This is a genomic window from Streptomyces sp. SID3343 (genome assembly GCF_009865215.1).
In the GTDB taxonomy this organism is placed as follows: domain Bacteria; phylum Actinomycetota; class Actinomycetes; order Streptomycetales; family Streptomycetaceae; genus Embleya.
Genome location: NZ_WWJX01000766.1, coordinates 29,193 through 43,773, shown reverse-complemented (window position 1 = coordinate 43,773; position 14,581 = coordinate 29,193). Strand labels below are relative to the sequence as shown.

Below are 14,581 nucleotides of genomic sequence, written 5' to 3'. Positions count from 1 at the left end.
GGGCCCGCGACCTGCGCTCCGGCCCCCGTGCGCACCGAGCGGTTCACCGCGGCGGCGCCCGCAGGCTGCTCCGGCGACGCGCTGATCCACCTCTATTGCATCGATCGCTGCTTTTTTGACGCAGTGATCGATGCTTTTGTGGTACGTTCAGATCGCTAACGCAACGATCACTGCGAGGTCGTCGGGAACGTACTCGCGCTGTCCGCCACCCGCGAGCCCCAAGGCGTAGGCGTAATCCCTGCGCCGGAGATCGCGGTGATCACGTTCTCCGTTCTCGTCCCGCGCCCGAACCAGACCTGACCGAAGCGCCGGGCCGTCACGGCCCCGCACCTGAGTGAAGCACCCCCTCACGCCCCCGTGCCGCCGGCGCGCTCGCCGGCGGCACGGGTTCCGGCGACCGCCGTCTTCATCACAACCGACCGCACCTACGAAATCCCGATCAAGGAGACACCGTGACAACAGGAAACGGGACCGAGACGAGCCTTGAGGTTCGGCGTTCGGGCCATACGACCATCCGGTACACGGCGGCCGGTCCGGTCGACGGTCCGACCGTGGTCCTGGTCCACGGCTGGGGGTGCGACCGCGGCGACTTCGACGCGGTGACCGAGCACCTCCCCGAGCACTATCGCGTCCTGGCGGTCGACCTCGCCGAACACGGCGAGTCCCGGTCGACACGAGAGGTGTGGACCATGGCGGAGTTCGCCCGCGACGTGGCCGCGGTGCTGGAGGCCGAATCGGTGCGCACGGCGGTCGTGGCCGGGCACTCCCTCGGCGGGGCGGTCGCCGTCGAGGTCGCCCGACTGCTGCCCGACACGATCACGCGCGTGGTCGCCCTCGACGCGCTGCACTATCTGTCGCTGTTCCCGGCGGCGACCGAGGAACGGGCCGAGGCGACGGTGCGCATGTTCCGCGAGGACTTCGCCGGAGCGGTCCGGGGCCTGGTGGAGGGAGGCTCGCCGGCGGGGACCGACCCGGCCCTCGAGGACGCGTACTTCGAGAGGATGGTCGCCGTGCGGCAGCCCGCGGGGCTGCGTTCCATCGAGGGCCTGGTGCGCTGGGACATGGACGCGGCGCTGCGCGAGACGAGGCAGCCGATCACCGTGTTCGCGATCCGTGACCTGGTGACACAGGAGGCGATCGACCGCTACCGCGACCGCCTCGACATCGTGCTCGTCGACCTGGGCAGCCACCACTTCCCGGTCGAGGCCCCCAAGGACACGGCAAAGCTCCTGACCGACATCAGCGGCTGACAAGGCGTCGGTGCGACACGACAGCGCCCTCCCCGATATCCGCTCCGCCGATCGCCCAACGCACCCCGACAAGACTTCGCCGTGCCCCGGATCCCCGTGCGGGAACAGTCCCGTCATCGCAACCGGGGTCACCGATGCGCTACTTCACCAGGAAGAGAGCCCGGCCAATGTCCAGCCAAGAGTTCATCGGACCCGAGATGAGCCCGCTGCGACTGCGGGACGTCACGGTCCCCCATCGAGTGTGGATGTCTCCCATGGCCCAATACGCCGCGGGCTCCGACGGAAAGCCGACCGACTGGCACCTCGTCCATTACGGCTCACGAGCGGTCGGCGGGGCCGGACTGATCATGGTCGAGGCCAATGCCGTAGGGGCGCTGCACCGGACCACGTCTGCGGACCTCGGCATCTGGAACGAGGAACAGGCCACCGCGCACCGGCGCTTGACCTCGTTCATACGCGAGCGCGGCAGTATTCCCGGAGTCCAGTTGCAGGCCGCCGGCAGGAAGGGGTCACACCAACTGCCCTGGGTGGGGGAGGGGCAAAACGGTTCCGTCGGCGTGGCCGAGGGCGGCCGGCAGACGATCGGGGCGTCGGCGGTTCCCTTCGGCGACCTGAACGCACCCCGGGCGGCCGACCACGCCGACATCGACGAGGTGGTCGACGCCTTCGCCCGCGCGGCCCGGACGGCCCACCTGGCCGGGTACCAGGTGGTCGAGATCCAGGCCTCGCACGGGTACCTCCTACACGAGTTCCTCTCCCCGCCGGCCAATCACCGGACGGACGAATACGGCGGAAGCCCACAGAACCGCATGCGCCTCGCGCTGCGCGTGGCCCGTGCCGTTCGGGAGGCGTTCCCGGCGGAGAAGGCCGTCTTCGTCCGGATCACCGCCACGGACTGGATCGAAGGCGGGATCTCCCTCGACGAGGCGATGATGTTCGGCAAGGAACTCGCGGCCGTGGGCATCGACTTGCTCGATGTCACGTCCGGACTGGTGGTGCGCGACACGCACGCCCGCCCGCCGACACAACAGGGGGTACACGTCGAATTCGCGGCAATGCTGAAGAACGCCACGGGACTCGCGGTCGCCTCGGTCGGGCAGATCGACGACTTGTCCCTGGCCGGCGAACTGGTGGCGAGCGGCCGGGTGGACGCCGTGATGATCGGGCGCCCCCTCCTGCGCGACCCGTACTTCGCCCTGCGCAAGCGCCCCAAGGACCAAGCGGCCTGGCCCCGCCAGTACCGACGCGCTCTTTGAGAGCCCTGTCCTCGTACAACCATGGCGAACGGCCGCACAGCGCCGGGCAACGGATCGGGGCCGCCACGCCCACGAACTCGGCGCCCGGGTGCTCGCCGGGACGAGCGGCGACCGCAACCGCTACGCAGCAGTCACCACCACGCCCCCGGCAGCCGGGCGCACGCACCATCGCACCGTGACCGAACAGGCCCGCTCCCAACCAGCACACCCGGCCTCGCGGACCCGGCACGCCCCCGCCCACCAGCGGCACCCAACACGGACATCGCACCGACAACCGGCGACGACACCGACCAACCCGAACACGACACCCACGAACGTGGACATGTCCGCCGGGTCGGTGCCGGTCTCGTGCCGGTGATCCGCCGGTGTCGTCGGCCTCGTGAACGGCAGCCGTCGGCCTGCTTGTTCGTTGTCGGCCAGAGCGGTGGCCTCGCACCCGGGCGGGCCTGGCCGTTCTCCGCCGAGGAGCCCGCGGTGACACCGGTCTCGGTCGGCTCACGTGCCCCCCACACGGCCACCGCCGGCCCACACCGAGCGGACGGCGCTGGGGTGATCCCCACCGGGCGGTCGGGTCCGAGGTCGCCGGCCGGCCGGTGCCGTGAGGCTTCCCCCACCGTACGGAGTCACCCGCCGTACGGAGTCACCGGCGGCTTCGGCCGCACGGCTGTCATCGGCCCGGAACCTTGACTTTCCAACCGGGAAAGTGAAACTCTGTGTTTCCCGACAGGAAAGTGAGGCTCCGTCATGACGAACACCGCTCCCGAGCAGGCCCGCGCCGCGCTGGACGCCGTCGATCGTGCCCAACGCCTGGTGGCCGACGAAGTCGGTCTGCCCCGCGGCTACTGGTGGGCGATGGCGGCCGGCTGGCTCGGGTTGGGCGTACTCGGCAACGTGTCGCCGTGGCTGGGCGGGACCGCGGCCGCGGCCTTCGGCGCCGGGCACGGGATAGTCGCATCACGCCTGCTCGCCGGTCGCCGGCGCACGGACCGACTGCGGGTCGGCGCGGCCGTTGCCGGGCGCCGCACCCCCCTGGTCGTGGTCGGCATGCTGTTCGGGCTCGTCGTGATCACCATCCTTGCCGCCTTCGCGTTGCACGCCGACGGCGCCGACCACGCGAGCATCTGGGCGGGCGCGCTGATCGCGGCCGTCATCGGCTTCGGCGGGCCGGAGATCCTGAGCGTCCTGCGCCGTTGGGCACGGGCATGACGAAGGCGCGTTTCGACGAATTGATCCATCCCAGCACCCGGCTGACTCTGGTGGCGACCCTGGCCGCCGCCGACTGGGCGGAGTTCGCCTTCCTCAAGGAAACGTTGGGGCTGTCCGAATCGGCGCTGTCCAAGCAGCTCGCCACCCTGGAGGAAGCCGGATACCTCGCCACCGAGCGTCGCCTCAGCGGCGGCCGTCGCAAGGTACGGGCCCGCCTGACCGACGCCGGCCGGGACGCCTTCGACGGCCACGTCGCGGCACTGCAGGCCATCGTCGCCGGTGCCACAACCTCCCCCGAAAGCCCCGCAACTCGTCCCTGACGCGGGTGGGCGCCACGCGAGTACCCATCGTGCGGCGCCACCGTCGGGCCCACGTCCGGCCGGCCGCACCGACAGCCCTGTCGGGAACGAACGTCCGGCATCACCACCGGCGGCGAAGCGGCCCGACGAGCCGATTCCCGGACCACCGCCCGCGTCGTAACCCCGGTGTCAACCACGCGACACCGAACCGACAGCATCCCGTCTGCACGACCATCCCCGGTCACGATGAGACCCCTGGAAAACAAACCTCGCGACACCCCCAAACCCCCTCGAAATGTGCAAATCCGGGGCGGAGTCGAAGCCGGAACGCAGCAAAGGCTCTCGCGAACACCGCCACCACAGCCCGACGTTGCCGCCTGCCCACCGCCTCGGTTCCGACCTCTGTGACACTGCGCCCGACGCGGTCGTGACCATCGACCGGGCCGCTGTCCGGACACCCGCGTGCACGATAGGTTGTCGGGAACGAGAGAAGAGCATCCGTGGACACCCGCATCCCCCGGATCCGCCGCAAACTGGCCGCCGTCCCGTTCCACCCCCATCGCAGCCACTCCTTCGGCGAAGAGCGGCACCGATTCCGACTCGGCCCGACCGTCCCAGCCTCCCGGCTGACCGCCTTCGAGGACACCCACGCGGTCGTCCTCCCCAACGCCTACCGGCAGTTCCTGCTCCACATCGCCGGCTCGGGCGCCGCACCGTTCTACGGCCTGTCGGACCCCACCGGCCCCGAGCGGCCTCCTCTCTACACGATGGACCCACCGGGCACCGCCCGCGGATTCAGCGGCGTCGTCCCCGGCGAAGCCCAGCGCGATCTCTTTCTGCACATCATCGAGATGGGATGCACCGACATGGCCCTCATCGCGGTGACCGGCCCCCTCACCGGACGGATCGTCATCGGCAACTCGGACGGCTTCTGGGGCCCGAACGTCTCCTCCGCCCGCGACTTCCTCGGCTGGTACGAGCGATGGCTCGACCACATGACGGCCGGCAAGGACAACCGCGCGCTGGAACTCACGTCACCGGCACTGCGCGCCCATCCCGAAAGAAGTCGCCTGGCCCCGCTTCTGTGACGCACAGTCGCACACCACACAACCTGAGCCGGAACCCGAGAAATGACGTCGGCGAGCTTGGCGGACCACAGGCCGCTGCTCGACCACCAGTCCTCAACCACGAGCCCTCGCCCACGAGTTGCCGACCGGGCTGCCCTACCCTTTTGCCGTGGCGAACTTGCGGCGGTCTCTGGGCGATTCGTTCTGGGCCGTGGATCGGCTCCTGGGTGGACAGCGACGTCCGACCCGAAGCCAGAAGTGGGCGGCCCGGCACCCGATCAGTGCCGGTCTCTGTCTGGCCGTCCCCTTCGCGCTCCTCTTTCTGGTGGTGTCACCCGAGCGCGGAATCGGTAGCGTCCTGCTCGCCATGCTGGGCGGCCTGATCATGGGAATCATCTTTACCCTCGTGGCCGGCGGCGAGCGACTTCGGCAGCGCCGACTCAAGCGTCTGGGGATATGGGACGGATCCTGAGCGAGCCGAGGAACGGGCGAAAAGGGCCCCGGCCACAGGGTCGCCAAGGCCGGGACCCGGACCCGGATCGGCCCGCGTCCCGGTCGGTTACGCTGTATGTGCGACTCCTCGGGTCACTCGCCACCTGGCACTGGCGGGTGCGGAGGTGGGCCTGGGCCTCCACTCCCGACGGCTGCGGCTGTGGTGTCGCCGCGCGTCGTCGGGTTCAGTGGCCGTAGGCGAAGTGGTTGCCGGCGCGGCGGCCGAAGGCGGTGGCGCACAGCACGGCGGCGTTGACGGCGGTGAGTGCCAGGACCAGCGCGACCTGGTCGCCGACAGGTACCGGTTCGGGGGTATGGAATCCCTCTCTGTGTGGGTGGGCGAGGACCCACAAAGCGGTCGGGGCGGGCAGCGTGGCAGCGAGGGCGAGTGACGACAGAAGGACCGTGTAGGCCCGTGCCCATCCTCGCGCGCTGGCTGCGACTCTCCGGACGAACGGTCGCGCTCGGGCCGCAGCACTCACGGGTTCAGCCGTATGTGGCGCCCTCCTCACACTCTGGCTGACGTCGGCCTTCACCGCACGGGCCACCCCGGAACCGGTCCCGCTTCGAGCCCGCGCCGGACGTCTTCACCGATCCCCCCTGGCAACGCTCACCATCCGGGCGGAAGGCACCACGGACGGGTCGTCGACCCTTTGGCACATGGGCCACATCGACCAGGCGTACAGCGACCTGCCCCTGACCGGACTGGGCTGTGTTCAGCAGAGGCAGAAATCTCGATCCCGGGGCAACCGGCCTTGACGGTCAAGGGCCGGACTCTTTGCAAATCCCCGCTGTAGGCGACACGGCAGCGGCCCCTGCGAAAAGCGGCGCGCTCCGCAGCGGACCACAGACGCGTCGCGCGGAGTCGAACGTGCACCCTGCCTGGGATGGCGAGCTCCGCGACGATCTTCTGGATCGACGCGGAGTCGTCGGCGCACGGATTCACTTGTGGTGTGCGGCTGTACGCGCGGCTGCGGCTGGGCGAACGTGCGGGCGCACAGGACGCACGGCGCCGTTGCGCGTCACCCGACACAGCGGTCGTCGTGCGGATATGGGACCAGCCCGACCCCGCAGCCGCTGGTGCGGTCGCATCCGGTGGTTTCGTGGCCGGACGCGGAACGGGCGACGGTGCCGGGACACGGCGGAGGACGCCGGTCGGCGTCCTCCGCCGTTCCGTCACCTGCCGAGGCGACCGAAGAACAGGCTGCCCGGCGCGTCGAGGTCGGGGGAGTAGAAGAACTCCCGGATCGCGCGGATGTACTCGTGGCGGCTGATGACCCCGTCGCCGTCGGTGTCCAGCCGCGCGAACGTGTCCATCGCGTCCGGGGCGTCGATGCCCCACACGTCCAGGAACCGCTTGAACTCGGACCTGCTGATCGTGTTGTCGTCGTCGGTGTCCATGACGTCGAAGATGGCGTGGGCGAGGCCCTCGACCATGTTGAAGCGGCTGGTGTCGACGCTCGCCGCCCGGTTCGCGTGCTGGTACTGCTCCCTGTTCAGCTGGTCGGGGCCGTTCGCGTGACGCAGCAGTTCCATCCAGTACATCTGGTGGGCGGTGGTCAGCGAGCGGGCCCGCCGGTCGTTCCGATCGATCTTGTAAGCGGTGAGGTAGCGGTCGACGATCCGCTGGTAGTCGGCCCAGTCCACGTAGCCGTCCGTGTCGGTGTCGGTGACGGAGAACAGCGCGTTCAGCTTGACGGTGATCGGATCGGCGATGGCGGTCGTCATGGTCGCCCCTTTCGAGGGATGGCGGTCGGGTGGGCTTCGGCGGGCTGCCGAGCGCAACACTCATGATCGCCAACCAAAGCCGATATAACGCGCATATCGGGGCCAAAGTCACCCGATGACGGGAACCGTGTCGTGGACACACCGCGTCGAGGTCGTGAGCACGTGGTTTCTCGGCGCGCTTGGTCACCCGCCGCTTCCCGCACCATGGCCGACCCCGTCGATTCCTCGAGATGTCCGGGGTCGGTGGCCGCGCGGGCCAAGGGCCCCTTCGCGGTCCCCCTCTGCTCCCATAGCCGGGACAGCCACGTCAGCGCGCGGGGGCGTCCGACGCCGGCGGCCTCGCGACACAGGAAGTCGGCGCCCTCACGGTCCCCGCGTCCTCCCGCAACACGGCCGGCCCTACCAGCGCGCGTGGGTCGCGGGTCTGCTCCGCTTCGGCGTAGAGGCGTTCGGCGTGGCGAAGCCGCAGCCGTGTGCGCGGCGCGGGCGAGATCGAGAACGTCGTCGGGGATGTGGGTGCGGTCGAGAGTGGCTTGCCGGAACAAGGTGCCGGGCCACTGAGCCCGGGGGCGAATCTCCGAAGGAACGCCTGCCGACGCAAGTCGACGTCGACGCCGGTCATGCCAGTGACGGGGGACCACAGCCACAGCGGCAGCGGGCCTCCGCCACCGGGCAGCCGGTCGACCTCCTAGCGAATCAACGCCCCCTCTATCGAAGGGATTTCGCCGTCGTGGTCGATTTACGCGAATCGGGTGGCGAGTCGAGGGTGGATGCGATCCCAGGCCGTCACCCGGGCCGTGCCGTAGCTGTCGATGACCTGCGCGGCGGCCGCCGCGTCCGGCTCGCCCCAGGTGTCCGGTGTGGCGAAGCGGAAATCCCTGCCGTCGGGAAGGCGATCCACAGCTCGCCGTCGGCAAGCCAGGTCACCACCAGCCGGTCCCTCGCGGCGTTCACGACCTTCAGCAGTCTCTCCCCGGCCGCGCCCGGCAGCACCTCCGGGTGCCGGCGATGGGGGCCCATGGGGGCGAGAGGCTTCATCGTGCGTCGTAAACCCTGTACTCCGTATATGGCGAGGCCGGGGAGCCCGGGTCGGCTTCGTCGGCGCCCACCCCCGCAATGGTGACTCGTCGGGACCGTCGTCGAGTTCGCCGAGGCCGTTCCCACCCTTCCCGGGGACCGCGCCGCCGAGACCCCGCTCCCGCCTTTCGCGCCCGGAGCGTGCCGACGCTTACCCCCGACGCCGGTATCCCCCTCGCCCGCGCCGTCCCCGAGCCTGGCCGCCGTCCCCGTCATCTCGGCCTCGACATGTGCGTGGGGTACTTCGAGGTCCCCTTCGCGATCACGGTGGGCGACGGCCGCACGACCGCCGACCTGCAGCGAACGCCGTCTCCCACGCACCCCGGCCGCGTCTCGGCACGAGCCCGCCACCCACCCCACCATCTTCACCCGCCACTGCGCCGTGCTCGGGCCGGGGCGCAACGCAGGGTTTCTCGAACTTGCCGAAATCGCCCACGCCGGAGTTCGGCACCCACGACAGGCATGGCCTGCCGCTGCCCGCCGCTTGCGGTGTACCCGGGCACCAACTCCGAGAGGCTCCCACCTCAGCCCTCGTGATCCGCCACGAAAGCCGATCAGTATGCGCGAAGCCCCGCACACCGCAAGGGACTTCGACAACATGGAGTCACCACGGTCGAGGGGGCTTTCATGGGCTGTCAAAGGACGACGATCAAGGGTGGCGGCGGGACGAACTGCGGCCGGCCGACGAGACCGGGCGAGCGGTACTGCCCCAGGCACACGGGCGCCAAACGACCGAAGAAATCGTCGCCGAAGCGGTCGAAGAACTCCGGCCCCGGCGACGGGTGTGGCGGCCTGTTCATTCTGGCCCTCACCACACTCGTGATCCTCGCTCTCGGCCTCTGGACATGACCTCCGCACACCCAACCCCGGCGCGAACAGCCCGGTCGTCAGGTCGCCACCAAGGACGGCGCATCCAAGACCCGCCCCGGCCCCGGACGCGCCGGGCGTCTGGGTCGGTCACGGACGTGTGCCCTCCTTCACGTCGACGCCGAGAGCTGCTCGGGCAGCCGCCAGGGGCTCTCTGGATTCGATGATCCAGCCCCCGCCCGAGTCGAACGGTACTGAGACGACGATTTGGGTGCCGGCGCCGTTACGGAATTCGGCGGCCTCATACGGGTCGTCGGCCATGGATCGGAGGTAGGCGCTGCGGCCCGACAGGGGCCAGTCCGCCGTGAACGGCTCGTCGAGGTCGGCCTTGTGCTCGGCTTCCTCGACGGCATCCAAGCCGACTCCAGTCCGAGAGAACCTCCGAGCGGAACCCGAGGTAGGCGGTTCTTCCGTTCAGGAAGTCACTGGTGACGACGGCCTCTGGGTCGTAGTACCGAACGCCCGGTCCTACGAGGGTGGGCTCGGTCGAGCGCAGGCAAACGCCGACGCTCCGAGCGGGTCGGCCGGCCTGCTCAGCTCGCTTACCTCGGGCTGGTGTTCGTGTTCGTGTCCATGGCCGCGAACCTACGGCAGGCATTCGGGACCGACCCGTCGAGTGCGGGCCCCGCCCCACCGCCGGGCAACGAAAGCGTCACGCGGCGGCCGGCTCCGTGCCGATGAGGCGGTGCGGCCACCGTTCGGGCAGCCCGACGACGTCGCCCCCGAGGTCGACGAGGGCCCAGCGGCGAAGCACACGCTCGACTCTCCCGTACAGTGTCCGGCCCGCCGCGGTGCGCTCGGCAAACAAGGGGAAGCGGTCGGGCCGCAGCGCGTTCAACGAGCGCCCCAGGCCTCCACGTTGTAGCCGGCGATCCGCGCTCGGAGGCCCGGGGCATCGCCTGTTTGCCCTGGAGGAGTCGAGCCGGTTCACCGTCGACGTCTACCCGCCCGGAGTCGACGGCCGTCTCGATCCAGTCCAGCGTCGCTCGAACCCGGGCGACGCTCTCGTGCACGAACGTGCGCTCGTCGTCGCGCAGTTGGCGGTTACGCATGCCCGAGACGCCCCGGCCGGCCGCCGGGACGAATGCGTGGCAGGCCGTGACCCAGTCCAGGAACTCCACCGACCGATCGATCCGGCGGGCCGCCGGGGCAACGGGGCGACGGAGCCGGCCTCCTCGAAGTGCTCGCGGGCCTGCCGGCCCTGTTCCACCTGGGCGTGGTTGACCTGGTGGCGGGCGGAGTCGTCCCTCATCGCGCGAAAGGCGACGTCCGGGCGTGGTGCCGGCCAGGACCGGGCCCCGGCCTCGTCGCGCCGCCGGGGAACGGCGGTAAAACCACTTGGGAGGCAGCGAGAAGGGCACCGAATCCTCACCGGAAAGGCCCCCGGTAAACAACCCTCTTCCCAGGCATGCGCTCGAATGAGTGGGGCACACGTGGGTCGGAGGTAAAAACGATGATTCCCCTGCTGATAGTCCTGCTTCTCGCCCTGATTCTTTTCGGTGCCGGTTTCGCGTTGCAGGCACTGTGGTGGATCGCCGTGGTCGTCCTGGTCGTGTGGGCGCTCGGGTTCGTGCTTCGCTCGGCCGGCAGCGGCGGTCGCCGTGCCCGCTGGTACCGCTGGTAGCAGCGCCGCCGGGCCGCGACACAAAGCAAAACGGGCTGTGGTCCGACTCGGGGAACCCGAGTCGGACCACAGCCCGTTTCGGAGTTCCCCGTCGAATTCGAAACGGTCCCCGGGAACGACGCCGTCGCTTCCGAAGATGGATTACCGTTTCGAGGGAAGGCGTCGAACACGGCCGGGGCCGGCGTGAATCCGCAGGGAATCTGCACCTCCACACGGCGACCCCGGTCCCACCGTGGTGTGTTCGGCGCCGGCTGCTCGGAGATCGCCCGATCCCGGAGCTGTCCCAAGGTCACGCCGGCGCCGCGCCGGCGACGATCCGCCGAGCCCGGTCGACGACCACGGCCGGCCGGTGGGCGCGCTCCGTGCGGTACATGTACCCATACGCCCCGACCAGACCACCGGCCCGGACGGACAGACGGTGACCGAACGTCGCAACGCCCGCGTCCGCTGTGCCCGGTCCTCGTTCACCGGGCGTCGCACCACGGGCGGGCGCGGTTCGGGCCTTCCTTCCCCGAGGACCCGGAACCGCGCCCGGGGTGTACCTGCCCGCCGTAGACGGTTTTACGGGTCACTCATCCGGGTGGCTCTCGTCCGAGGGCCGCCCGGGCCACCTGCGCCCGGAAGGCGATCCACAGCGACGTGAACGCCCGAGCACTCGCGCTCTTCGGCCGTCCCGAGGACGGAAGTATCTCCTGGTCGTACGGGTCGCGGACTCGCCCCGCCGCAACCACCGCCCCCCGACGACCCCTACGCCACGTTCGAGGCGGTCCTGCGCAGGCACCGCGACGCCCAACCGATCCTCGAACGAGGCGCAACTGCCCGAACCTCAGCCTTTGGACGTGCCTCCGGTGTCGAGTGCCTGTGGCCTTCGGTGAAGGAGGGACGCGGACGCCGGGGAACGACGACGACCTCTGCTACCGGAACCGGCTCCACAACAGGGCGTGGCCCCGCCGGACGAACATCGCGTCCGGCTCCGGACGCCGCGGATCAAGGCCCCCAACATCCGGTGCGGGTCGCCACGGTCGTCGACGGCGGCCGAGCACTCGGTCCCCGACCCATGGTGGTGGCGCCACCCCGCATCCTCGTCGGGGGCGTCGACGACCACTCCGCTCGGCCGAACCGGGCGACCCGACCCGGTGAACCGATGCTCGGTGGGTGTTTCAGGAGATTGCGATCGGGGTTGCGCCGTAGGGCAGTTGCGTCCGGTTGACGTCCCATGCACTGTTTCCGTCGCTGCGGAGATTCTCTACGAGGCGTTTCTGCGCGGACGCGTCGGCGGTTACGACCAGGAAGTCCCGGTGGGACCCCGTGGGTACGGTCCTCAGGTCGAGGGAGACGACATGGGTACCCACGGTCGCGTCGATCGTCGCCTGCGCGTAGTAGCGAAGGCCAGGTGGCGTGCCTTCGCCGGCGACCTTGACGACCAGCCACAGCGCATCGCCTTGGCTGGGAGGGACGTCCACCGCCACTCGGATGTCGGCCCGATCGCCTGTTGCCGGGCGGCCGTCGGGGGTCTCCACCGCAAGGATGCGGACCCGCGCCGTGGTACTGCCGTCGGGAGTGGGCTCCGACCGCCTGGCGTTGCCCGACGAGTTGTCCTGCTCCGGCATGGCGAGGTCGGCCACGACGATGCTCCCCACTGTGACCGCTGCTGTCGCCGCAAGGGCGAACCCCAAGATTTGGCGACGCGTATCGGCGGATCGGGGGTGCCGGTGGATCGGCGCGGGCACGTTCGCGTCAACGGGTCGGGGGCGCCGGTGAATCGACTCGGGCACGTTCGCGTCAACGGGCCGGGGGTGCCGGTGGATCGGCGCCGGCGCGGTCGGGTCCGCAGGCCGGGGGCCGACTTCGGCGATCGCGGCTTCGTTCGTTCTCGGGTGTGGGGTCGTCGGGCGCGGTGTGTAGGCGGGCGTCGTCCGCAGGACCGCCGCGAGCACCTGACCGCGAAGGCCGGGACGCGAGGGTTGTTGTGACGGGGCGAAGGCCGGGGTCGCTCGACCCACGGCCGCCAGAAGCCGTCCGGCGAAGCTCTCAGTCCGCATCGAGTCGCCCTTCTGCCATGGCGGGTGATTCGCCGGGCCCGACAGGTCGGGCGGACCCGCCGGCAGGCGCGGTACGCGCGAGCTGTTCGAGGACTTTGGGAGCCGCGACGCCGATTGCGACGACACCCACCGGCCCACCGGCCTGGCCGGCGGCAGCGAACACCGCGGCAACACCGACCCCAAGGAGTAATCTCAATACCACGGAAAGCAAATAGGGCCCTAAAGGGACCTCATGCTCAACTCTCCATGGATATGCACGAACACGACGGATAGCCCCGTACAAATCCAAAGCTTCCACCGCTCCGGCACCCAGGAACCCCCACAGACTTGCCTGCCAGACTTCCACGTCACCCCCTGGAACCGTCGTCCATCGCCTTGGACCCCCCGAACGAAAGTCAGGGCACCACACTGGCAGGAGACGGGGGACACGGGTGGGGCAACAACAGGAGTCCTGCCAAAGACACAGGACATTCGTCTGCCGGCCTTGTTCCCTTCACTTGGCGGCACTGGTACTGCAACCGCATAGGTCGTGACTGTAGGTCAGGCTGTTCGTCGGACCATTCGTGAACGGTGTCGTCGGGGTCGGGCCGGCGCGGTCGTGGGCGGCGGGGTTGAACGGGTTGCACGATCGGTTCGGGTCGAGGTTCGCCCATGCGGGGCCGCGAGCCGCGGCGTTGGCGTACATGCGCGGCTGATGCCTCCGTTGGAGCGCAAGAACGGGTGGCCGGTCGCCGAGCAGGCCGGTCACACCCGGCCGAACCGGCTGCAGCGCCTGTCGAACGCGGCCGACCGGGATGCGGCCGAAGCCCGGGACGACGTACGGAAGTTCGTGGTCGAGCATCTCGACGACCGACGACCGACGACCGACGACCGACGACCGGCGACCGACGACCGGCGACCGACGACCGACGTGCCGTCCCGGTCGTGGACGACACCGGCTTCCTGAAGAAGGGCACCGCCTCGGCCGATGTCCAACATCCATACACCGGCACCGCCGGCGCGCCTGTATCTCAATGACTGCTTGCTCAGCATGAGTTGGTGGAATAGTTGGCCAAGAACGTGCGTCCGCCCGTCCCCGCGTTACAGGCCAAGTTCGACCGGATCCTGCCGCATCTCGACGAGCACCGCCGTCGGCTGTACCTGGCCGGCGAGGCCGCCGCCATCGGCCACGGCGGGATCACCTCGGTCGCTGTCGCCTCGGGGACCAGCATCGCCACCATCGCACGCGGCGTCACCGAGCCGGCCGTGGACCCGGTGCCGACGAGGCAGTTCGGGCTCCGGGGGCCGGCCGCAAGCCGTTGACGGTCACCAAACCCGGCCTACTGGCGGCATTCGAGGCGCTGATCGAACCGCACACGCGGCGTGATCCCGTCTCCCCGCCCCCATGGACCACCCTGTCGCTGAGGGCCCTGGCCTCGAACCTCACGTCGCGGGGCCATCCGGCGTCCCCATTCCTTACGGAATCCACGACATCGCCACCAGCACCGGCTGGGTCAACGTCGGGACCGACCACGACACCGCCGAGTTCGCGGCCGAGTCCATACGCCGCCGATGGCCAAGCCGCGGACGGGAACGCCACCCCGACGCCGGCCGGTTGCCGATCACTGCCGACGCCGGCGGCTCGAACAACCCCCACCGCTGGACCTGGAAGAAGCACCTGGCCGCGTTCGCCC

General features: G+C 70.0%; 11 protein-coding genes and 4 pseudogenes. 9 read left to right on the top strand and 6 right to left on the bottom strand.

Annotation, left to right across the window (positions count from 1 at the left end):
* Nucleotides 1–452 precede the first annotated feature (452 nt).
* From GT354_RS23295 to GT354_RS23270, 6 genes are all read left to right on the top strand, one after another.
* Complete coding sequence (locus tag GT354_RS23295; protein ID WP_161358317.1) at nucleotides 453–1,250, top strand: alpha/beta hydrolase; 798 nt, start codon at nucleotides 453–455, stop codon at nucleotides 1,248–1,250.
* Between the two features lie 167 nt (nucleotides 1,251–1,417).
* A complete protein-coding gene (locus GT354_RS23290) occupies nucleotides 1,418–2,506 on the top strand; it encodes an NADH:flavin oxidoreductase/NADH oxidase (protein ID WP_161358316.1) in 1,089 nt (362 codons plus the stop codon).
* Nucleotides 2,507–3,250: 744 nt separating this feature from the next.
* Nucleotides 3,251–3,712 (top strand): hypothetical protein, encoded by a 462-nt coding sequence (locus GT354_RS23285; protein WP_161358315.1) that lies wholly within the window; start codon nucleotides 3,251–3,253, stop codon nucleotides 3,710–3,712.
* Nucleotides 3,709–4,032, top strand: a complete 324-nt coding sequence (locus GT354_RS23280) for a transcriptional regulator (RefSeq protein ID WP_161358314.1) — start codon at nucleotides 3,709–3,711, stop codon at nucleotides 4,030–4,032. The genes GT354_RS23285 and GT354_RS23280 overlap by 4 nt, the downstream gene beginning before the upstream one ends.
* A gap of 479 nt (nucleotides 4,033–4,511) precedes the next feature.
* The gene (locus GT354_RS23275; RefSeq protein WP_161358313.1) at nucleotides 4,512–5,099 is read left to right on the top strand and encodes an SMI1/KNR4 family protein; all 588 of its coding nucleotides are present in this window, start codon (nucleotides 4,512–4,514) and stop codon (nucleotides 5,097–5,099) included.
* Between the two features lie 148 nt (nucleotides 5,100–5,247).
* Nucleotides 5,248–5,550, top strand: a complete 303-nt coding sequence (locus GT354_RS23270) for a hypothetical protein (protein WP_161358312.1) — start codon at nucleotides 5,248–5,250, stop codon at nucleotides 5,548–5,550.
* 205 nt (nucleotides 5,551–5,755) lie between these two features.
* On the opposite strand, the gene GT354_RS23265 is transcribed toward GT354_RS23270, so the two are convergent.
* From GT354_RS23265 to GT354_RS54395, 5 genes and pseudogenes are all read right to left on the bottom strand, one after another.
* The gene (locus tag GT354_RS23265) at nucleotides 5,756–6,052 is read right to left on the bottom strand and encodes a hypothetical protein (RefSeq protein ID WP_161358311.1); all 297 of its coding nucleotides are present in this window, start codon (nucleotides 6,050–6,052) and stop codon (nucleotides 5,756–5,758) included.
* Between the two features lie 694 nt (nucleotides 6,053–6,746).
* On the bottom strand, nucleotides 6,747–7,298 hold the full coding sequence (locus tag GT354_RS23260) for an EF-hand domain-containing protein (RefSeq protein ID WP_161358310.1): 552 nt from the start codon (nucleotides 7,296–7,298) through the stop codon (nucleotides 6,747–6,749).
* 571 nt (nucleotides 7,299–7,869) lie between these two features.
* Nucleotides 7,870–8,181 (bottom strand): annotated as a pseudogene (locus GT354_RS56600) (transposase); the annotation flags it as partial.
* A gap of 1,151 nt (nucleotides 8,182–9,332) precedes the next feature.
* Entirely contained in the window at nucleotides 9,333–9,599 is a 267-nt protein-coding gene (locus tag GT354_RS23250; RefSeq protein WP_237535365.1) for a hypothetical protein, read from the bottom strand.
* Between the two features lie 545 nt (nucleotides 9,600–10,144).
* Nucleotides 10,145–10,518: pseudogene (locus tag GT354_RS54395) on the bottom strand (DUF6192 family protein); the annotation flags it as partial.
* A 177-nt stretch (nucleotides 10,519–10,695) separates the two neighbouring features.
* Between GT354_RS54395 and GT354_RS23245 the strand changes: the two are divergent.
* Nucleotides 10,696–10,866, top strand: a complete 171-nt coding sequence (locus GT354_RS23245; RefSeq protein WP_161358309.1) for a hydrophobic protein — start codon at nucleotides 10,696–10,698, stop codon at nucleotides 10,864–10,866.
* A gap of 1,160 nt (nucleotides 10,867–12,026) precedes the next feature.
* Here GT354_RS23245 and GT354_RS23240 read toward each other — a convergent pair.
* Nucleotides 12,027–12,491 (bottom strand): hypothetical protein, encoded by a 465-nt coding sequence (locus tag GT354_RS23240; protein ID WP_161358308.1) that lies wholly within the window; start codon nucleotides 12,489–12,491, stop codon nucleotides 12,027–12,029.
* Nucleotides 12,492–13,519: 1,028 nt separating this feature from the next.
* Between GT354_RS23240 and GT354_RS54390 the strand changes: the two are divergent.
* Both GT354_RS54390 and GT354_RS23235 read left to right on the top strand, forming a co-directional pair.
* Nucleotides 13,520–13,907 (top strand): annotated as a pseudogene (locus GT354_RS54390) (hypothetical protein); the annotation flags it as partial.
* Between the two features lie 48 nt (nucleotides 13,908–13,955).
* A pseudogene (locus tag GT354_RS23235) lies at nucleotides 13,956–14,580 on the top strand (ISAzo13 family transposase); the annotation flags it as partial.
* Between the last annotated feature and the right edge of the window lies 1 nt (nucleotide 14,581).

What these genes read in the sequence shown, in the direction of transcription:
- GT354_RS23290 (WP_161358316.1), top strand. Translation starts at nt 1,418, where the DNA reads ATGTCCAGCCAAGAGTTCATCGGACCCGAGATGAGCCCGCTGCGACTG.
- GT354_RS23285 (WP_161358315.1), top strand. Translation starts at nt 3,251, where the DNA reads ATGACGAACACCGCTCCCGAGCAGGCCCGCGCCGCGCTGGACGCCGTC.
- GT354_RS23280 (WP_161358314.1), top strand. Translation starts at nt 3,709, where the DNA reads ATGACGAAGGCGCGTTTCGACGAATTGATCCATCCCAGCACCCGGCTG.
- GT354_RS23260 (WP_161358310.1), bottom strand. Translation starts at nt 7,298, where the DNA reads ATGACGACCGCCATCGCCGATCCGATCACCGTCAAGCTGAACGCGCTG.
- GT354_RS23245 (WP_161358309.1), top strand. Translation starts at nt 10,696, where the DNA reads ATGATTCCCCTGCTGATAGTCCTGCTTCTCGCCCTGATTCTTTTCGGT.